The organism is Nonomuraea sp. NPDC048882, assembly GCF_040649755.1.
In the GTDB taxonomy this organism is placed as follows: Bacteria; Actinomycetota; Actinomycetes; order Streptosporangiales; family Streptosporangiaceae; genus Nonomuraea; species Nonomuraea maheshkhaliensis.
Genome location: NZ_JBEZGB010000004.1, coordinates 612,639 through 631,778, shown reverse-complemented (window position 1 = coordinate 631,778; position 19,140 = coordinate 612,639). Strand labels below are relative to the sequence as shown.

Below are 19,140 nucleotides of genomic sequence, written 5' to 3'. Positions count from 1 at the left end.
TCAGGCGTCGCGCCGCCATCCGCGCCCGAGCAGCCAGCCCACCGCCGCCCCCGCGAGCGCGACGCCCGCGCCCATGCCGAAGGAGGCCAGCATCACCCACGGGCGGGTCTCGGCGTGCCGCGCGGCGGGCCGCTCATAAACCGTCCCCGCCGCTCCCGCCGCCCCCGCTGCTCGCTGCGCCTGCACGGGCTGGGCGGGATCGCCGGGCCGGTCCTGCTGGGCGAGCGCGCCCGGCGCGGCAGGCGTGGCGGGCGTGACGGTCGTGCCGTTGGGCACGGGCTCGCAGATCTCGGCGGGCGCGCGCAGGTGCTCATCGACGGCCGAGAAGAACTCCGCCGCCGTCCGCCTGGCCGCCGCGCCCAGCATCCGCTGCCCGACCCCGCCGATCATGCCGCCGATCACGGCCTCGGCGTCGTAGTCGACCCGCGTCCCGCCGTCGACCTCGCTCAGCCGGACCTGGACGGTCGCGTCCACGGTCCCCGGCGCGCCCTGCCCGCACGCCCGCAGCGTGAAGCTCTCCGGCGCCAGCGGGTCGCCCAGCGAGACCTCTCCCTGGTAGACGCCCTTAATGGAGGCCACCCCCGCGTTGACCGTCATCCGGTACGTGTCCGGCCCCGTCTCCTCCAGCCGCTCGCATCCCGGAATGGTGCGCACCAGCACCTCCGGATCCCGCAGTGCCGTCCACGCCTGGTCCCTGTTCACGCCGATCACGGCGCTGCCCGCCACCTTCATGGGGCCACTTTAGGCAGACGGGGACGGCCCGATAAGGGCAACACCTGCCAGACGCGGGCCCGGCGCCATGATCAGGACTGGCAAGATGGTGCCCCATGCGCAGGGGGCGGAGGACGTACGGGGTGATCGGCGGGCCGATCGGCGCGGCCGCCGGACGGGCGGTCGGCGGGGCGTATCTCGTGATCCTGGCGGCCTGCGCGCCGGCGGGGACCGGCACCGGCGCATCCGGATCGGCGACCCCGACGACTCCCGCGAAGGCACCCTCCACAGCACCCTCTTCCGGACAGCCGACCGGCGAGCCGCCGGCCGGCCCGCCCGGTGTGAAACCCCGGGCGGGTGAGGTGCGCCCGATCGAGCACGACGGCGACCTCCCGCCCGTGATCAGCTCCCTCCCCACCAAGCGCAAGGTCGTCTTCCTGACCATCGACGACGGCTGGGAGCAGGACCCCGGCTTCGCCGCGCAGATCCGCGACCAGCGCATCCCGGTCACGGCCTTCGCCATGCGCGACGCGGTCGAGGCCAAGGGCACCCCGGACGAGGCGGGCGGCCGGGCCCGTTACGTCGGCGCCGGCAAGTGGGGATATTTCCGGCAACTGCGGGACGCGGGGGTCCCCGTCGAGAACCACACCCTCACCCATCCCGACCTCCGCCTCCTCGGCCGCGACGCCCAGCGGAGGGAGATCTGCGGCGCCGCCAAGCTCATCGGCAAGCAGGTCGGCACGCGGCCCACGCTGTTCCGCCCGCCGTTCGGCGCCTACAACACCGACACGCTCATGGCCGCCAGGAGCTGCGGCGTGACGGCCGTGCTGCTGTGGACCGCGACCGTGCAGCCGGGCGGCAAGATCGCCTACCAGGTGCCCGACAAGCGGCTGCGCCCCGGCGACATCCTGCTGATGCACTTCCGCCCGAACCTCGCGAGGGACTTCCGCGTCCTGGTCGGCAAGATCCGGCGGCGCGGCTACGAGCTGGGGAACCTTCAGGCGTACCTGGCCGCCGCCCGGATTCGCTGAGGTCCGCCGCACGGCGTACCCGCTTGTCAGCCCGGCGGGGGACGCGCAGGAGGGCCCGCACGCGCGATCCTCGACAGCGATCAGAAATCCAGCAAAAAGGGATGTGACCAAGAACGCATCCCATTGCTCTACAGCTTGTAGTACTACTGGGGGTAGATGTACTACAGCTTGTAGAGCTCAGGGAGTCGGCGGGGAGTATGGACGCACTAGACCTTGCGCGGTGGCAGTTCGGGGTGACCACCGTCTACCACTTTCTGTTCGTGCCCTTGACCATCGGTCTCGGGATCTTCGTGGCCGGCCTGCAGACGGCCTGGCACCGCACGGGCAAGGAGCAGTACCTGACGCTGACGAAGTTCTTCGGAAAGCTGTTCCTGATCAACTTCGCCATGGGCGTGGTGACCGGCATCGTGCAGGAGTTCCAGTTCGGGATGAACTGGAGCGAGTACTCCGTCTTCGTGGGCGACGTCTTCGGGGCGCCGCTGGCCATGGAGGCGCTGCTGGCGTTCTTCATGGAGTCGACGTTCCTGGGCCTGTGGATCTTCGGCTGGGACCGGCTGCCGAAGCGGGCGCACCTGGCCTGCATCTGGGCGGCGGCCATCGGCTCCAACATCTCGGCCTACTTCATCCTCGCGGCCAACGCCTGGATGAAGCACCCGGTGGGCTACGAGGTCGTGGACGGCAGGGCCAGGATGACCGACCTGTGGGCGGTGCTGACCAACTCCACGGCGCTGGCCCAGGTCCCGCACGTGATCGGGGCGGCGTTCATCGTGGCGGGCGGGTTCGTGCTGGCGGTGTGCGGTTACTGGATGTTGCGGACGCGGCGTACCGGCGGGGGCGAGATGTGGCGCGGCGCGGCCCGCGCGGCGCTGGTGATGACGGCCGTCGCGGGAGTGCTCGTCGCGGCCACCGGCGACACCTCCGCCAAGCTCATGTACGAGCAGCAACCGATGAAGCTGGCCTCGGCCGAGGGCCTCGAACGCGACACCGCCGCAGCGCCGTTCAGCCTCGCCCCCGGCATCGAGATCCCCGCCGTGCTCAGCTTCCTGGCCACGAACGACCCGGGCGCCACCGTCCAGGGCATCGAGGACCTGCAGCGGCGCTTCGAGCGGCAGTTCGGCCCCGGCGACTACCGGCCGGACCAGACGATCGTGTTCTGGTCGTTCCGGGTGATGATCGTGTTCGGGCTGTCCACGGTGGGCCTGTCGGTGCTCGGGCTGTGGCTGACCCGCCGCCGGCGTCCCTTCCCCGTGTGGCTCTCGCGGGCGCTGCTGGCGTCGCTGCCGCTGCCACTGGTCGCGGTGACCGCCGGCTGGCTGCTCAGCGAGATCGGCCGCCAGCCGTGGACGGTCGCCGGCGAGCTGCTGACGGCCTCCAGCGTGTCGCCGGGCGTCTCCCTGGCCGAGGTGGCCACCTCGCTGACCCTCTTCACCCTTCTCTACAGCGCGCTTGCGGTGGCCGAGACCGTGCTGCTGACCAGGCACGTCCGCACGGGCGTTGCGGAACGGGCGCCGCTGCCCGCGGCCGAGCGGCGCGAGCCGTCCCTGATGTACTGAGGAGCAGACAATGATCGAGTTGTGGTTCGCCGTCATCGCCTTCCTCTGGACCGGCTACTTCGTCCTTGAGGGCTTCGACTTCGGCGTCGGCATGGTGGCGCCGCTGGTGAGCAGGAACGGCGAGGAGCAGCGCGCCGGCCTGGCGACCATCGGCCCGGTGTGGGACGGCAACGAGGTGTGGCTGATCACCGCGGTCGGCGCCATGTTCGCCGCCTTCCCCGTCTGGTACGCGGGTCTGTTCAGCTCCTTCTACCTGCCCGTGACGCTGGTCCTGGCCGGGCTGATCGTGCGCGGCGTCGGGCTGGAGTGGCGCGGCAAGGTGACGCACCCGGTCTGGTGCGACCTCGGCATCGTGGTGGGCAGCGCGCTCCCGGCGTTCCTGTGGGGTGCGATCTTCGCCTCGCTGCTGTTCGGCGGCGTCGCCCCCGCCCTGCTCGGCGGCGCGTTCACGCTGGCGGTGTGCGCACTGCACGGCGCGGTCTTCCTGGCGCTGCGGACCACGGGCCCGGTGCGCCGCCGCGCGCGGACCGTCGCCATGGCCGCCGGCGCCGTGACGATCCCGGTGGCCGTCTTCGCCCTGTCGGGCCTGGGCACGGCTCCGGCCCTGGCCGCGATGGCGGCGCTGGCCGCGGCCACGGCGCTGATCTGGCGGCGCAGGGAGGGCTGGGCGTTCACGGCCACGGCGGGCGCGATCGTGCTGACCACGCTGGCGGTCTTCATGGAGCTGCGGGTACGGCCGCTGCCGGGGCTGACCCTGGCCGAGGCGGCCTCCGGCGACTACACGCTGACCATGCTGACCTGGATCGGGCTGATCACGCTGCCGTTCATCATGGTCTACCAGGGGTGGACGTACTGGGTGTTCAGGAAGCGGATCAAGGTGCCCGCCTGACCCACGACGGACGCTCAACCGGCGGGGGCGCCTCCCAGGTAGAGGCGGCCCAGCCGGGGGTCGGCGGCCAGGTCGCGGGCCGGGCCGGTGATGTGCACCCGGCCGAGGTCCAGCACGCAGCCGAGATCGGCCATCTCCAGCGCCCTGCGCGCGTTCTGCTCCACCAGCAGCACCGCCACGCCGGTCCTGCGCATGAGGTCGATCTGGTCGAAGACCACCTGCGTGTTGCGCGGGTCGAGGCCCATCGACGGCTCGTCGAGCAGCACCACGGACGGCTCCAGCATCAGCGCGCGGGCGAACTCGACCTGCTTCTGCTGCCCACCGGACAGCAGCCCCGCCATGCCGCCCCACCGTTCGCGCACCACGGGGAACAGGTCCTTGACCACCTCGATCCGCTCTTTCAGCCGGGCCTGGTCGCGGACGGTGAACCCGCCGAGCCGCACGTTCTCGGCCACGGTCATCTCGCGGAACACGCTGTGCCCCTGCAGCACGTGGGCCAGGCCCAGCCCGAGCAGCCGCTGCGGCGACAGGCCCGTCACGTCCCTGCCGGCCAGCAGCACCCGGCCCGACCTGGGCGCGAGCAGGCCGCTGGCCACCTTGAGCGCGGTGGACTTGCCCGCGCCGTTGGGGCCGACGAGGCAGACGACCTCACCGGCGCGGACGGTCACGTTCAGCCCGCGCAGCACGGGCGCGCCCCTGCCGTACCCGGCCACCACGTCATCCAAGGCCAGCACGGGCTCAGACACCGTTTCAGACACCGTTTCAGACACCGAGATACGCCTCCAGCACCCGCGGGTCCTCCCGCACCTCGGCGGGCGGCCCCTCGGCGATGGGCGCGCCGCGGTCGAAGACGATCACGTGGTCGCACATGCCCATCACCATGTCCATGTTGTGCTCCACGACCAGGAACGTGCGGCCCTCGGCGTTGAGGTCGCGGACGAGGCCGGTGATCCGGTCGATCAGCGCCGGGTTGACCCCGCCCGCGGGCTCGTCGAGCAGCACCAGGTCCGGCTCGGCCATGAGCACGGCGGCCAGTTCGAGCAGTTTCTGCTGGCCGTAGGACAGGTCGCGGGCCTCGGCCTCCTCCAGGTGCTCGATGCCCATGCGGCGCAGCCAGTGGCGGGCCCGTTCCATCTCGCCCGCGTCGCGCAGCCCCGCCATCAGCTCGCGCAGCCGGGTGCGACGGACCGCGACCAGCATGTTCTCCAGCACGGTCAGGCGCGGGAAGACGCGGCAGAGCTGGAAGGTGCGGCCGATGCCCGCGTGGGCGATCCGGTGCGGCGAGTGCCGGGTGATCTCCCTGTCGCGGTAGAGCACCCGCCCGGAGTCCGGCCTGATCAGGCCGGTCACGATGTTGAAGAACGTCGTCTTGCCCGAGCCGTTCGGCCCGATCAGGCCGTTGATCGCGCCGTCGCGCAGCTCGACGGTGACGCCGTTCACGGCCAGCACGCCGCCGAACGACTTCGTCAGCCCCTCCGTCCGCAGCGAGCTCATGACGAGACCCCATGCAGCCGCTGGTCCGCGCTCTCGTCGGGGATGGACGGACCCGCCCGCCGCCGGGTGAACCTGGCCAGGATGCCCTCCGGCATGAACAGCACCACCAGCACGAGCACCAGCCCCGTCGCGGTCAGGTGGATCTGCGTCTCGCCCAGCGCGATCAGGAAGTACTCCCCCGCCGGGGCCACGATGAGCGCGCCGAGCAGCGGCCCGAGCAGGTGCCTGACGCCGCCGAGCAGGCTCATGAGCACCATGTACGAGCCGATCAGGATGGAGAAGACGAAGATCGGGTCGAGGCTGCCGAACCAGAGCGCGTACAGGCCGCCGGCCAGCGCCACGAACAGGGCGGACAGGGCGAAGGCCGCCACCTTGTACGCCCCCGTCGGCACCCCCAGCGACTCGGCCTTGTCCTCGTCCTCCCTGATGGCCCGCAGCCCCGCGCCGAAGCGGGAACGGGAGATCTGCCACCAGGCCAGCAGCGCGACCCCGAGCAGCGCCAGGAACAGGTAGAAGAAGACCAGGTGCGTCTGGCCCCTGTGCAGGTCGGGGAAGGGCGAGGGCACCTGGAGGCCGGTGGAGCCGCCGGTCAGCGAGCGCCAGCCCTGCACGACGAGGTTCATCATCGACACGAGCGCGATGGAGACGATCACGAACGAGGCGCCGCGCACGCGTACCGCCGCGATCCCGACGCCGACGGCGAACACCGTGACCAGCAGCGCCGAGACCGGCAGGGCGACGAGCCAGGGCACGTCCAGGCGCACGACCAGCAGCCCGGTGCCGTACGCGCCCAGCCCGAAGAAGGCCGAGTGGCCGAGCGAGACGTAGCCGGTGAAGCCGCCGAGCAGGTTCCAGGAGGTGGCCATGGCGGCGTACATGACGGTCAGCGCGCCCGCGTACACCAGGTAGTAGTTGGGCACCAGCCACGGATAGGCGATCGCCAACACAGTGATCATCAGGGGGGCCAGCAGGGGCAGACCTCTTCTAGAAACGGTGCGCAAGCCGGCCTCCGAAGAACCCCTGGGGGCGGACGAGCAGGGCCAGGAAGAGGAAGACGTAGAACATCATGGTGGCCCAGGTGGCGTCCACGGTCACCAGCACGACACCCTCGACCACGCCGAGCAGCACGGCCGCGAGCGCGGCGCCGGTCACGCTGCCCAGGCCGCCGACCACGATGACGGCCATGAGCTTGCCGATCCAGACCCAGTGGGAGGCGGGGAAGAACGGCGTGATCAGCGCCAGCACCGTGCCGCCCACGGCGGCCGTGGCCAGGCCCACGCCGAAGCCGTAGCCGGCCACGCGCTCGGTCTGGATCCCAACCAGCCTGGCCGCCTCGCGGTGCTGGATCGTGGCCCGCAGCGCCTGCCCGAATTTGCTCCTGACCAGCACCGCGAACAGCACGGCCAGGGTGAGCCCGGCCACGCCAAAGGCGATGATCTTGTCGTACGGGAGGTGCACGCCGGCCACGGTGAGCGAGCGGGTGGCGTAGTCCATGCTGACCGACTTGTAGGAGCCCGTGTAGAACGTGCCGAGCAGCCCTTCGATGGTCAGCGCGAGCCCGAAGGTCAGCAGCACCGACATCATCGCCACGTTCTCCGGCGCCAGGCGGGCGATGAGCAGCCGCTGCACCGCCACGCCCAGCACGAAGAAGAGCGGCACGGTCACCGGCAGCGCCAGGAACGGATCCACACCGAACACGGTGTGCGCGGTGTAGGTCAGGTAGGCACCCAGGAACAGGAACGCCGGGTGCGCCACCATGACCACCCGCATCACGCCGAAGTACAGCGACAGGCCGGAGGCCAGCAGCGCGTAGAGCCCGCCGGTCAGCACGCCCAGGGCCAGGCCCTGCGCGAGCAGGCTCACCACGGCTTCTTCGGGTAGACGATGCCGGCGGTCTTCGCCTGCTCGGGCAGCACGATCTCGACCTTGCCGTTCACGTACTGCTGGATCATGTGCGCCTGCTCGGGCCGGCCCTTGTCGTCGAACGACAGCGGCCCCACGACGGTGTCGAACGTGGCCTGCCCGATGTGCGCGGTCAGCTTGTCCTGGCACTCCTTGGACGGGTCCGCGCACTTGGCCGCGTTCACGGCCGCCTCGACGATCTGGCCGACGGTGTAGCCGTTGGCCGCGTCCTCGTTGGCGTCGCCGCCGAACATCTCCTTGTAGCGCTTGACCAGGTCCTGGTTGCCGGTGAACGTGGCGGTGGCCGACCAGCCGACGGGCGAGATGACGTGCTCGGCCGCCCCCTTCACCGCGGCGGGGAACTCCGCCAGCGTCGGCCCCGTCGAGAACGCGGCCAGCTTCGGCTGCACCTTGAGCTCCTGCAGCGCCCGCACCAGGCCGACCGAGTCCTCGAACTGCGTGCCGCCCACGACCAGGTCGGGCTTGGCCGCGGCGATCTTCGCGGCGATGGGGGCGAAGTCGGTGGTCTCCGGCGGGTACACCTCGTCCACGACCGTCTTGATCCCGGCCGCGGCCAGCTTGTCGCGCAGCCCGTACGCGGTGCCCTGGGCGAACGGGTCGTCCAGGCTCGCGTACGCCGCCGTCTTCGGCCGCTGGTCGGCGGGCAGCTTGGTGAGGTAGTCGGCCAGATAGTTGTAGTGGTCGCTCGCGATGGCGGGGGCGGCGTAGAAGAGCCGCTTGAAGCCCTGCTCGAACACCTCGGCGGCGGCGCCGGCGGGCTCCACGAACAGCATGCCGTACGACTCGGCGACCTTCGCCGCCGGGATGACCAGGCGCGAGGAGAACGGCCCGAAGACCAGGTCCACCTTGTCCTGGGTGATGAGCGACTCGTAGTCGGAGCTGACCCGGTTGGGGTCGGAGGCGTCGTCGCGGAAGATCAGCTCGACCTTCCTGCCGAGCAGGCCGCCCTTGGCGTTCACCCGGTCGGCCCAGACCTGGTAGCCCTCCTGGATGCCCTTGCCCGGCTCGGAGAAGTCGCCGGTGAGCGGGAGGGAGACGCCGATCCGCACCGATCCCTTCTGCTGTCCCGGCGACTGCGCCGCGCCGGGTTCGTCGGTCTTCGCGCAAGCGGTGAGCGCCAGCGCGCAGAGGGAGATGATCGCCAGGCCCTTGCTTACTCTTGCCATCGAGGAGACCCCCGTCAGAAGAGGCGAGCGAAAGCGCTTTCGTAAGCGCTTTCGGTTACGATTACACGGGATCTCGCCCCATACAAGGGGGTACGCACCGCATGGCAGAACGCCCTTCCCCGCGGCCTTCCCCACCCGACGCCCTTGTTGGCCCTCGCACGGCCGCCCCGCCTGGCGCGCTTCCCGGCGATCTGCCCGGTCCGCCGCGCCTGATCGACGTGGCCAGGGCGGCCGGGGTGTCGCTGGCCACCGCCTCGCGGGCGATGACCGGCAGCGCCGGGGTGAGCCCCCGGGTCGCCGCGCACGTGCAGGCCATCGCCGCCCAGGTGGGGTACGTGCCCAACAGCCACGCGCGGGCGCTGGCCGGCGGGCAGGCGTCCATGGTCGGGCTGGTCGTGCACGACGTGGGCGACCCGTACTTCGGCGAGATCGCGCGGGGCGTGCTGCGCGAGACGGACAGCCGCGGCTACCTGGCGCTGATCAGCCAGACCGAGCGCGACCCGCGCGCCGAGCTGGCCAGGATCCGCGCGCTGCGGGCGCACCGGGTGACCTCGATCGTGCTGGCCGGCTCGGGCTACGTGGACGCGCGCACCGAGACCGACATCGCGGCCGAGCTGCGCTCGTTCACCGCGGCGGGCGGGCGGGTCGCGGTGATCGGCCGGCACCACCTGCCGGTGGACGCGGTGCTGCCCGACAACGCCGCCGGCGGCGCGACCCTCATGCGTCACCTGCTCGACCTGGGCCACCGCCGGCTCGGCGTGCTCGGCGGCCCGGCCAACCTGACCACGGTCGAGGACCGGCTGGCCGGGCTGCGCACCGCGTACGGAGCGGCCGGGCTCGACTGGGCGTCGGTGCCGGTCGTGCACGGGGACTTCACCCGCGAAGGCGGCGCGGCGGCCACGGCCCGGCTGGTGCGCGCCCACCCTGAGCTGACGGCGGTGGTCGCGCTCAACGACCCGATGGCGGTGGGTGCGCTGTCGTGGCTGCTCAACCACGGGCGGCGGGTGCCGGAGGAGATCTCGGTGGCCGGGTTCGACGACGTGCCGGTGGCCAGGGACGTCTACCCGGCGCTGACCACGGTCAGGCTGCCCATGGTCGGCATGGGCAGGCAGGCCCTGGAGCTGGTGCTCAAGCCGCCCGCCACCCGGCCGCGCCGCCGCCGTACCCGGCACGAGCTGGTCGTCAGAGCCTCCACGGCCGCACCGCGCCCCTGAGAGAGAGTCGGGTGCGGTACGGAAACGCGCCGGCCACCGGATTCACGGTCCGGTGGCTGGAAGCGTGCGTCAGCCGACGACCTTCATCTGCTTCGTCCGGTGGTCGGTGAGGTGCAGGTCGCCGCCGAGCCGTTCCTTGAGCAGGTCGAGCACCTTGCGGCTGGACAGGACCGTCCAGAGGTTGCCCACCAGGTGCGGGTTGTACTCGGGAGCTGCGTCCATCCAGGCGTCCTTGCCTGACTGGCTGGCGAACGTCGTGACGAAGAACTCGCCGTCCGGTGTCCGGCAGAAACCCGTGCGGATCTCGGCGGCGTCGACCTGCATGCGAGGCGTGCAGCCGACCTTGGCGGAGATCTGCTCGACCGTGAGCGGCGCGGCGACGGCCAGCTTGCCGGCGGACGCGACGTAGCCGCCGCTCCCTGAGGAGCAGCCGGCGACCAGCGCCGCCAGCAGCGCGACAGCGGTCAGGCGGGGAATTGTCGTCATGAGCGGGGGTACGCGGCCCTTCCTACCTCGGTTCAGACTCATACCGTCCGGATATTCGGCCGGTTATCCGGGCCCGGCTACTTCGGCGCAGGCGTCTTGGAGACCCGGTGGTCGGTCAGGTGCAGGTCGCCGTTGAGCGGGCCCTTGATCGTCTCAAGCACCTGCAACGGCCCCAGCACGGTCCACTTGGGTCCGACCAGATGGGGGTTGTACTCGGGAGCCCGGTCCATCCACTCGTCCTTGAGCTTCTCCGTCTTGAACGTGTTGACGAAGAACTCACCGTCCTGGGTCTTGCAGTACGCCGTACGGACCTCGTCGGCGTCGACCTGCATCTTGGGCTTGCAGCCGACCTTCTCGGAGATCTGCTCGATCGTGAGCGGAGCGGGGTTGGGGGGCTGGTTCTTGCCTGCTGCGACGTAGTCGCTCCAGCCGCCCCCTGAGGAACAGCCGGCGACCAGTCCGGCCAGCAGCGCGAAAGCGGCCAGACGTGGAAATGTCGTCATGTGCGAGGGTACGCAGGCCCGCCCGGCGCGGTTCACCACCGGACGACACCGGTTCGCCATCGGTTCGCCACGGGTACGCCGCCGGGCACTCCAGACTCACCTCAGCACGACGCACCCGCGCGCTTCGAGCCGGGCCAGCACCTGCGGCTCGCCGTCCAGCTTGTTCCACCGCAGATCGAGTTTCTCCAGGTCAGGCAGAGTGTCCGGAAGCTCGCGCAGCCGGTTGTTACGCAGGTCGAGCTGCTTCAGCCCGGCGGGCAGCGACTCCGGCAGCCGGCCGAGCCGGTTGTCGCGGAGGTCGAGCACCTTCAGACCTTCCGGCAGCCGCCCGGGCAGCTCCCGCAGCCGGTTGCCCTGGAGATGCAGCTCGCGCAGCCGGGGCAGATCGCCGATCGTGTCCGGCAGGGACTCCAGCCGGTTGCCGTAGAGCCGCAGCTCCACCAGCGACGCCATGGAGCCGAGCGAGGCGGGCAGGCGGGTGAGCCGGTTGTCGGTCAGGTTGAGGTAGGCCAGCCGGTCGAGCCGCCCGATCGACTCCGGCACCTCGGTGAACAGGTTGTCGCTGAGGTAGAGGTAGTCGGTCAGCGGCAGGTCGCCGAGCTCGGCCGGGATCTCGGTGAGCCGGTTGTGGCCGAGGTCGAGCATGCGCAGCCGGGACAGGGCGCCGATGCCCGCGGGAAGCTCGGTGAGCGCGTTCTGGGCCACGTTGAGCGATTCGAGGCCGGTCAGCTTCCAGAGCGTGTCCGGGAGCGTGGTGAGGCCGTTCGCGCCCGCTGCCAAGTGCCTGAGCGTCGCGGGCAGCCGGTCGGGGAGCTCGGCGAGGCGGTTGCCGTACAGGAAGAGGCTCTCCAGGCGCGGCGGGCAGGCGGGGAAGGACGTCAGCGCGTTGCCGTCGAGGTGGAGCGCGCGCAGCGTGGTCAGCCCGGACAGGTCGGGCAGCGTGCGCAGGCCGTTGCCGTCGAGGCGCAGCTCCTCCAGCGCGGCGAGCCCGGCCACCCGTTCCGGCACCTCGGCGATCTCGTTCCAGGCCAGGTCGATCAGGCGGACGTCATCGGGCACGTCGGGAAAGACGGTCAGACCGGAGTCGGGGGCACGCATGCCGCCGATCATCCCACCCCGATGAGCGCATGCCGCTCATCTCGTCGGCACATCTCGTCGGCACATCTCGTCGGCGCAGGCTCACCGGCCGTGGCGCCGCCTCGCCTCGAACAGCTCGGACGGCGAGATCGGCATGCGGTCGATCGCGAAGCCCTCGGCGTCCTCGATCGCCGAGGCGATGACGGCCGAGACGGGGATCACGCCGGCCTCGCCCGCGCCCTTGATGCCGAGCGGGTTGAGCGGCGACGGCGTCTCCAGGTGGTCGGTCTCGACGCGCGGCACCTCGGTGGCGTACGGCATCAGGAAGTCCATGAAGGAGGCGTTGACGAGCTGGCCGTGCTGGTCGTAGACCATGCGCTCGTACAGGGCGCCGCCGATGCCCTGGGCGACGCCGCCGTGGATCTGCCCCTCGACGATCATGGGGTTGATCAGCCGGCCGCAGTCGTGCACGACCGCGTACCGCACGACCTTGATCTCGGCGGTGTCGGGGTCGGTCTCGACGATCGCGGCGTGCATGCCGGCCGCGAACGTGGACCTGATCGGCGAGTAGTAGTCGCGTCCCTCCAGCCCCGGTTCCTCGCCCTCGGCCACCGGCGGCCGGTCGGGTGAGGCCGTGCCGGAGAACTGGGTGGCCTTGGCCGTCTCCTCGTCGAAGGCGTACCGCAGCGGGTTGGCCAGCACCGCGACCGTGGACAGCGGGATGGACGCGGAGGGCGTGCCGGCCACGTGCACGAGGCCGTCGGCGATGTCGAGGTCGGCCGGGTCGGCCTCCAGGGCGTCGGCGGCGATGCGCAGCGCCTTCTCGCGCACCTTGCGGCAGGCCAGGGCGATGGCGTTGCCGCTGACCACGGCCGCGCGCGAGGCGAACGTGCCGACCGCGTACCCGAACCTGCGGGTGTCGCCGGTGACCACGCTGACGCGCTCGATGGGCACGCCCAGCTCGGTCGCCGCGATCTGGGCGAAGGCCGTCTCGTGGCCCTGTCCCTGCGAGGTGAGGCCGGTGGAGACGTGCACCCGGCCGTCGGAGGTGATCTGCACGTGCCCGCCCTCGTACGGGCCGACGCCGGTGCCCTCGACGTAGCAGCCGATCCCGATGCCCCTGCCGGGACGCCGTTCGAAGGAGTCCCAGCCGATGAGCTCCTTGATCATGCGGAGCATCTCGGGGTAGTCGCCGCTGTCGTAGATGAGCGGCCGACCGTCCTGGAAGATCATCCCCTGGTCGTACGGGAACTCCTCGGGGCGGATGAAGTTGGCCTCCCTGACGGCGGTGCGGTCCTTGCCCAGATGATGGGCGATCTTGTCCATCGTGCGTTCCATGCAGAACACGCCCTGCGGCCGCCCGGCCCCCCGGTAGGGGGTGACCTGCACGGTGTTGGTGTAGACGGCGGTGAACTCGACCCGGTAGGCGCCCACCCGGTACGGCCCCAGCAGCTGCGTGGAGGTGACGATCGGCACGATGATCCCGTACGGCGTGTAGGCGCCGTGATCGTGCAGGATCGTGACGTCCAGTCCCAGAACGCGCCCTTCGTCGTCGAACCCCACCCGCACGTGCTGCACCTGCGCCCGCTCGTGCGCGGAGGAGATGAAGTGCTCGCGCCGGTCCTCGGCCCACTTGACCTCGCGCCCGAGCGTCATCGCCGCCCAGGGGACGAGCACCTCCTCCGGCCACGGGTGCACGATCTTGACCCCGAAGCCGCCGCCCACATCGGGCGCGATCACCTCGACGTGGGGCAGCGGCAGGCCGAGCGTGGCGGCCACCGCCATGCGGACGCTGGTGGAGGTCTGGGTGCTGGAGTAGACGCGCAGGTCGCGGCCGTCCCAGCGGGCGTACACGCCGCGGCCCTCCAGCGGCATGCTGGCGCTGCGCTCGATGTCGAGCCGGAAGTCCAGCGTGTGCGGCGCGGCTTCGATCGCCTCCCTGGCGCCGTGCCCGCCGGGCAACGCGACCTCCTGGACGAGGTGCGCGCCGACGTTGCCCGGCACGTCCTCGTGCACGAGCTGGGCCCCGTGAACCGCCTCCTCCAGGCCGACGACCGGCTTGAGCAGCTCGTAGTCGACCTCGATGAGCGCGCAGGCGTCCTCGGCGGCGTACCGGTCGGCGGCCACCACCATGACCACCGGCTCGCCGACGTGCCTGACGATCTCCTTGGCCAGGGGGTAGGCGGTGCGCCCGTGGGTGAGCGCCGGGTGCGGGATGAGCAGCGGCAGCGCCCGGCCGACCCGTTCGGGCAGGTCCTCCCAGGTGTAGACGGCGACGAGGCCCTCCACGTCGAGCGCGGGGCCGACGTCGATGTCGCGGATGCGGGCGTGGGCGTGCGGCGAGCGCACGAACGCCGCCGCCAGCGCCTCCCGGCCCAGGTCGTCGAGGTAGCGCCCCTGCCCGGTGAGCAGCCGCGGATCCTCGCGCCGCTGGACGGGCTCGCCGAACAGCTTCGTCGTCATGCTTCCTCCGCCTGCAGCTCGGCGGCCCGGTGGACGGCCTTGACGATGTTCTGGTAGCCGGTGCAGCGGCACAGGTTGCCGGAGATGCCCTCGATCACCTCGTCGTCCGTCGGGACCGGATTGTCGGCCAGCAGGGCCGTCACCGTGCACAGGAAGCCCGGCGTGCAGAACCCGCACTGCAGCCCGTGGCACTCGGCGAAGGCCCGCTGCACCGCCGAGAGCCGGCCGTCGCTCCCGGCCAGCCCCTCGACGGTGGTGATCTCGGCCCCGTCCACGGTCACGGCGAACGTCAGGCACGAACGCACCGGCCGGCCTTCGAGCAGCACCGTGCAGCAGCCGCAGACTCCGTGCTCGCAGCCCACGTGGGTGCCGGTCAGGCCGAGGTCGTGGCGCAGGCAGTCGGACAGCAGGCGGCGCGCGGGGACGCGGACCCGCCTGGGGGTGCCGTTCACGACGAGGGTGATCTCATGCTCCACGGGCCGCCGCCCCTTCCCGCGCCGCGTTCCGCAGCGCCCGCTCGGCCAGCACGCCCACCAGGTGACCGCGGTAGGCGGCCGTGGCGTGGATGTCCTCTTCCGGATCGGTCGCCTCGCGTACGAGGGCCGCCGCCGCCTTCCAGTCGGCCCGCTCCACGGGCCCCACGTCGCCCAGGTCGACCACGACGGGCCCGGCGCCGACCCCGACGCACGCGGCCCGCGCGCGGGCCGTGCCGTCCGCGCCGACCGTGACCACCGCGCACACGCCCGCCAGCGCGTAGTCGCCGTGCCTGCGGCTCACCTCCTCGAACGCGGCGCCGCTCCCCTCCGGCAGCGCCGGGAAGAACGCCGACACGGCCAGCTCGTCCGGGCGCAGCGCCGACTCCATGGGGCCGACGAAGAACTCCTCCGCCGGCACCTCCCGCAGCACGGGCCCGCCGTTCGCCGTCTCCCAGCGGGCCGCGAGCACGCTGCCGCGCAGCACGGCCAGCACGGCGGGCAGCTCGGCCGCCGGGTCGGCGTGCACGAGGCTGCCCACCACCGTGCCCCGGTTGCGGATCACGGGGTGGGCGACCAGCTTGAGCGCGCGGGTGAGCAGCGGATGGGCCATGGCCCGCTCGACCTCGGCGTGCCTGGCCAGCGCGCCCACCTTCACCCCCTCCGGGGTGACCTCGGTCGCGCCGAGCCCGTGGACGCGGTTGATGTCCACGAGGTGGGCGGGCGCCGCCAGCCGCATGTTGAGCATCGGGATGAGGCTCTGGCCTCCGGCCAGCACCTTGCCGTCCACCTCGGCGAGGGTCCGCAGCGCCCCGCTGAGGTCGCGGGGCGCGTGGTACTCGAAGGGCGACGGCTTCACCCGGCCTCGCTCCTGGCGGGCTCGGGACTGCGGCCGGCGATGGCGCGCAGCAGGTGGTATCCGCCCAGCACCACGATCGTGCCGAGCGCGATGCCCTCAAGGGTGAAGTCTCCGCCGATGAAGTGGCTCACAGGTCCGATGGCCAGGATGATGCCCGCTCCGGTCGGAACCATGTTCACGGGATCGGCGAAGTCCACCTTATTCTCGATCCAGATCTTCGCGCCGAGCAGGCCGATCATGCCGTACAGGATCACGGTCACGCCGCCGAGCACGCCGCCGGGCGTGGCCGCGACCAGCGCCCCGAACTTCGGGCAGAGGCCGAACAGGATCGCGATGATCCCGGCGATGTAGTAGGCGGCCGTCGAGTAGACCTTGGTGGCCGCCATCACGCCGATGTTCTCAGCGTACGTGGTCGTCGGCGATCCGCCGACGGCACTGGTCAGCACGGTCGCGACGCCGTCGGCCGTCACCGCCCGCCCCACGTACGGGTCCAGGTCCGTGCCGGTCATCTCCCCCACGGCCTTCACATGCCCGATGTTCTCCGCGATCAACGCGATCACGGCGGGAAGGACCAGCAGCACGGCCGAGGTCTTGAAGTCGGGCGCGTGGAAGCTGGGCAGCCCGAACCAGGGCGCGGAGGACACGGCGTCGAAGCTGACCCGGTCGTGCGGGAAGGCCGTCGCCACGCAGTACGTGCCCTCCGCTGGGCAGGCCGCCCCCGCCGCGTCACGCAGGTTGGCCCCCGGCAGCACCGACGTGACCGGTCCCGCGGTGATGTCCAGCAGCCACGACAGGACGAACCCGGCGACCAGCCCGATCAGCACGCCGACGCGGCCGATGAACCCCTTGAACGCCACGATCACCACGAACGTGATGACCATCGTGACGAGCGCCATCCAGTGGTCCTGCGGCCAGTAGACGTCCGCCACCACGAACGCCAGCCCGAACCCGATCAGCATCACCACCGCGCCGGTGACCACGGGCGGGAAGACGCGGTGGATGATGTCCACGCCGAGGAAGTGGATGGCCAGCCCGGCCAGCGCCAGCACGAACCCGGCGACCAGGATCGCGCCGGTCACGACGGCGTCCGCGCCCGCCGTGTCGCCGCCGGCGGCGGCCCTGATGGCGAACACGCCGCCCACGAAGGACGCGCTGGTGCCCAGGTAGCTGGGCACCTTTCCCTTCACGATCAGCAGGAACAGGATCGTCGCGACGCCCGACATCATCACGGCGACGTTCGGGTCCAGCCCCATCACCAGGGGGAACACGAACGTCGCGCCGAACATCGCGATCACGTGCTGCGCCCCGAACCCCACCATCCGGGGCCAGCTCAGTCTTTCGTCGGGTTTGACCACCTCGCCCGGGGCGAGGTGTTTGCCGTCACCGTGTCTGGTCCATCCCACAACCATGCGAGCCCCTCTTGTACTGGGCGGTTGGGCCGGCGGCACGCTCCGCTTGCGGGCACATTAGGCCCGACGGCACGCGCCTACACGGGCATGATCTGCCAAATCTGACCGGCAGACCAGGGTGAACCTCGCGCACATGAGAAGTGTCGGCGTGTGAGGGGGGCTCGCAGGGGCTCGCGGTGGCGTGTGGGGGACCGACACGCGGGGGACCGGCCTACTGGCGGTCGTCCTGCCGGCGGGTGACGCGCAGCAGGTGGTACCCGGCCAGCAGCACGATGGTGCCCAGCGCGATCCCGCTCAGCGCGAACGTGCCGGTGATCGGCAGCGCGACGGGCCCGATGGCGCAGATGATCCCGGCCCCGACGGGCACCAGATTGACCGGGTCCGACAGGTTCACCCGGTTCTCGATCCAGATCTTGGCGCCGAGCAGGCCGATCATGCCGTACAGGATGGTCGTGACGCCGCCCAGCACACCGCCGGGGGTCGCCGCGACGAGCGCCCCGAACTTGGGGCAGAGCCCGAACAGGATCGCGATGACGGCCGCGATGTAGTAGGCGGCCGTCGAGTACACCCGGGTGGCCGCCATGACCCCGATGTTCTCCGCGTACGTCGTGGTCGCGGGACCGCCGACGGACGTGGCCACGACCGTGCCGACACCGTCGGCCATGACCGCCCGCCCCATGTAGGCGTCCACGTCGGCCCCGGTCATCTCCCCCACGGCCTTGACGTGCCCCACGTTCTCGGCGATCAGCGCGATCACCACGGGCAGAACCAGCACGATCGCCGACACCTCGAACACGGGCCCGTGCAGCGACGGCAGCCCGATCCAGTCGGCCTGCGCGACGCCCTCCAGGTTCACCCGGAAGTGCTCGGTGACCCGCCCGCTGTCGTCCGGCGCCAGGATCCGGCCGCCGACGAGGTCCCATCCCCACGACAGCACGAACCCGAACACGAGCCCGAGCAGCACCCCGATCCGGCCCAGGAAGCCGCGGAACACCCCGATGAACACAAACGTGGCCGCCATCGTCAGCAGCGCCACCCACGGGTCCTTGGGCCAGTAGACGTCCGCCGCCACGTACGCCATCCCGAACCCGATCAGCATCACCACGCCGCCGGTGACGATCGGCGGGAAGACCCGGTGGATCACGCCCACGCCCAGCCGGTGGATCGCGTACCCGCACAGGGCCAGCACGACGCCCACGACCAGCAGCGCCCCGGTGACGGTCGCGTCGCCGCCCCCGGCCGCCCTGATCGCCACCACGGCCCCGACGAAGGACGCGCTCGACCCCACGTAGCTCGGGATCTTGCCCTTCACGATCAGCAGGAACAGGATCGTCGCCACGCCGGACATCATCACGGCCAGGTTGGCGTCGAGCCCCATGACGAGCGGGAACACGAAGGTCGCGCCGAACATGGCGATGACGTGCTGCGCCCCGATCCCGACCATCCTGGGCCAGCTCAGGCGCTCGTCCGGCTTGACCACCTCACCCGGCGTCAGGCGCTTCCCATCGCCGTGCACCTTCCACCCGAACGCCACGCCCGCACCCCGATCTCCCGCCTGACCAGCGGATTCGTCTCCCTGACTCATGTCGGAGAGCACAATAAGGGGTGCGCGTTCAGTTCCAGTACGCCGGGCTGCCCGCTCGGTGCGTTTCCGGCGCGCCCGATGTCCGCCGCGTTCACTCCACCCGGATCGAGAAGCCTTCCCCGCTCACGACCTGCCCCGCCCGGATCTTGGCTCGCTTGCGCAGCTCGACTTCCCCGTCCACCGAGACCATCCCCTCGGCGATGAGGTGTTTGGCCATGCCGCCCGTCTCCGTGATCCCGCAGTACTTCAGCAGGTCGCACAGCGGGATGTAGTCAGAGCGCAGTTCGAAGTCCACGACGCCCCA

The 19,140-nt window shown here is 71.3% G+C and carries 19 protein-coding genes; 4 read left to right on the top strand and 15 right to left on the bottom strand.

The genetic code is table 11. From position 1 onward, the window contains the following. Entirely contained in the window at positions 1-732 is a 732-nt protein-coding gene (locus tag AB0C27_RS17210; RefSeq protein WP_357844547.1) for a carbon monoxide dehydrogenase subunit G, read from the bottom strand. Between the two features lie 95 nt (positions 733-827). Here AB0C27_RS17210 and AB0C27_RS17205 point away from each other — a divergent pair, with 95 nt between their 5' ends. The 3 genes from AB0C27_RS17205 (at position 828) to cydB (ending at position 4,184) form a co-directional block, all read left to right on the top strand. Further along, a complete protein-coding gene (locus AB0C27_RS17205) occupies positions 828-1,742 on the top strand; it encodes a polysaccharide deacetylase family protein (RefSeq protein ID WP_357844545.1) in 915 nt (304 codons plus the stop codon). A gap of 197 nt (positions 1,743-1,939) precedes the next feature. Further along, positions 1,940-3,295, top strand: coding sequence for a cytochrome ubiquinol oxidase subunit I (locus tag AB0C27_RS17200; RefSeq protein ID WP_357844542.1), 1,356 nt, complete (start codon positions 1,940-1,942; stop codon positions 3,293-3,295). Between the two features lie 10 nt (positions 3,296-3,305). Next, positions 3,306-4,184: a cytochrome d ubiquinol oxidase subunit II gene (gene cydB / locus AB0C27_RS17195; protein ID WP_357844539.1), complete on the top strand. Its 879-nt coding sequence runs from the start codon at positions 3,306-3,308 to the stop codon at positions 4,182-4,184. A gap of 14 nt (positions 4,185-4,198) precedes the next feature. Here cydB and AB0C27_RS17190 read toward each other — a convergent pair whose 3' ends face one another. The 5 genes from AB0C27_RS17190 to AB0C27_RS17170 are packed head-to-tail and all read right to left on the bottom strand — an operon-like array spanning position 4,199 to position 8,767. After that, complete coding sequence (locus AB0C27_RS17190) at positions 4,199-4,930, bottom strand: ABC transporter ATP-binding protein (RefSeq protein WP_357844536.1); 732 nt, start codon at positions 4,928-4,930, stop codon at positions 4,199-4,201. A gap of 16 nt (positions 4,931-4,946) precedes the next feature. Continuing rightward, on the bottom strand, positions 4,947-5,678 hold the full coding sequence (locus tag AB0C27_RS17185) for an ABC transporter ATP-binding protein (protein WP_357844532.1): 732 nt from the start codon (positions 5,676-5,678) through the stop codon (positions 4,947-4,949). After that, positions 5,675-6,634 (bottom strand): branched-chain amino acid ABC transporter permease, encoded by a 960-nt coding sequence (locus AB0C27_RS17180; RefSeq protein ID WP_357844529.1) that lies wholly within the window; start codon positions 6,632-6,634, stop codon positions 5,675-5,677. The genes AB0C27_RS17185 and AB0C27_RS17180 overlap by 4 nt, the downstream gene beginning before the upstream one ends. Positions 6,635-6,662: 28 nt before the next feature. Beyond that, complete coding sequence (locus AB0C27_RS17175) at positions 6,663-7,541, bottom strand: branched-chain amino acid ABC transporter permease (RefSeq protein ID WP_357844525.1); 879 nt, start codon at positions 7,539-7,541, stop codon at positions 6,663-6,665. Continuing rightward, positions 7,538-8,767, bottom strand: coding sequence for an amino acid ABC transporter substrate-binding protein (locus AB0C27_RS17170; RefSeq protein ID WP_357844522.1), 1,230 nt, complete (start codon positions 8,765-8,767; stop codon positions 7,538-7,540). Before AB0C27_RS17170 ends, AB0C27_RS17175 begins: the two co-directional genes overlap by 4 nt. A 101-nt stretch (positions 8,768-8,868) precedes the next feature. Between AB0C27_RS17170 and AB0C27_RS17165 the strand changes: the two genes are divergently transcribed. Then, the gene (locus AB0C27_RS17165; protein ID WP_357844519.1) at positions 8,869-9,981 is read left to right on the top strand and encodes a LacI family DNA-binding transcriptional regulator; all 1,113 of its coding nucleotides are present in this window, start codon (positions 8,869-8,871) and stop codon (positions 9,979-9,981) included. A 69-nt stretch (positions 9,982-10,050) separates the two neighbouring features. Here AB0C27_RS17165 and AB0C27_RS17160 read toward each other — a convergent pair whose 3' ends face one another. The 9 genes from AB0C27_RS17160 to AB0C27_RS17120 all read right to left on the bottom strand — a co-directional run bounded on the left by AB0C27_RS17160 (position 10,051) and on the right by AB0C27_RS17120 (position 19,131). Continuing rightward, positions 10,051-10,467 carry a hypothetical protein gene (locus AB0C27_RS17160; protein WP_357844516.1) on the bottom strand — a complete coding sequence of 139 codons (417 nt, stop codon included), beginning with the start codon at positions 10,465-10,467 and terminating at the stop codon, positions 10,051-10,053. 77 nt (positions 10,468-10,544) lie between these two features. Then, on the bottom strand, positions 10,545-10,970 hold the full coding sequence (locus tag AB0C27_RS17155) for a hypothetical protein (RefSeq protein ID WP_357844513.1): 426 nt from the start codon (positions 10,968-10,970) through the stop codon (positions 10,545-10,547). Positions 10,971-11,066: 96 nt separating this feature from the next. Further along, complete coding sequence (locus AB0C27_RS17150) at positions 11,067-12,068, bottom strand: hypothetical protein (RefSeq protein WP_357844510.1); 1,002 nt, start codon at positions 12,066-12,068, stop codon at positions 11,067-11,069. A gap of 81 nt (positions 12,069-12,149) precedes the next feature. Beyond that, a complete protein-coding gene (cutA, locus tag AB0C27_RS17145) occupies positions 12,150-14,510 on the bottom strand; it encodes an aerobic carbon-monoxide dehydrogenase large subunit (protein WP_357844507.1) in 2,361 nt (786 codons plus the stop codon). After that, complete coding sequence (locus AB0C27_RS17140) at positions 14,507-14,986, bottom strand: (2Fe-2S)-binding protein (protein WP_357844504.1); 480 nt, start codon at positions 14,984-14,986, stop codon at positions 14,507-14,509. Before AB0C27_RS17140 ends, cutA begins: the two co-directional genes overlap by 4 nt. Further along, positions 14,976-15,842 (bottom strand): FAD binding domain-containing protein, encoded by an 867-nt coding sequence (locus AB0C27_RS17135; RefSeq protein WP_357844501.1) that lies wholly within the window; start codon positions 15,840-15,842, stop codon positions 14,976-14,978. Before AB0C27_RS17135 ends, AB0C27_RS17140 begins: the two co-directional genes overlap by 11 nt. Further along, on the bottom strand, positions 15,839-17,251 hold the full coding sequence (locus AB0C27_RS17130) for a solute carrier family 23 protein (RefSeq protein WP_357844498.1): 1,413 nt from the start codon (positions 17,249-17,251) through the stop codon (positions 15,839-15,841). Before AB0C27_RS17130 ends, AB0C27_RS17135 begins: the two co-directional genes overlap by 4 nt. A 211-nt stretch (positions 17,252-17,462) precedes the next feature. Beyond that, a complete protein-coding gene (locus AB0C27_RS17125) occupies positions 17,463-18,785 on the bottom strand; it encodes a solute carrier family 23 protein (RefSeq protein ID WP_357844495.1) in 1,323 nt (440 codons plus the stop codon). Between the two features lie 142 nt (positions 18,786-18,927). Continuing rightward, positions 18,928-19,131, bottom strand: a complete 204-nt coding sequence (locus AB0C27_RS17120) for an RNA-binding S4 domain-containing protein (RefSeq protein WP_357844493.1) — start codon at positions 19,129-19,131, stop codon at positions 18,928-18,930. Positions 19,132-19,140: the final 9 nt, after the last annotated feature.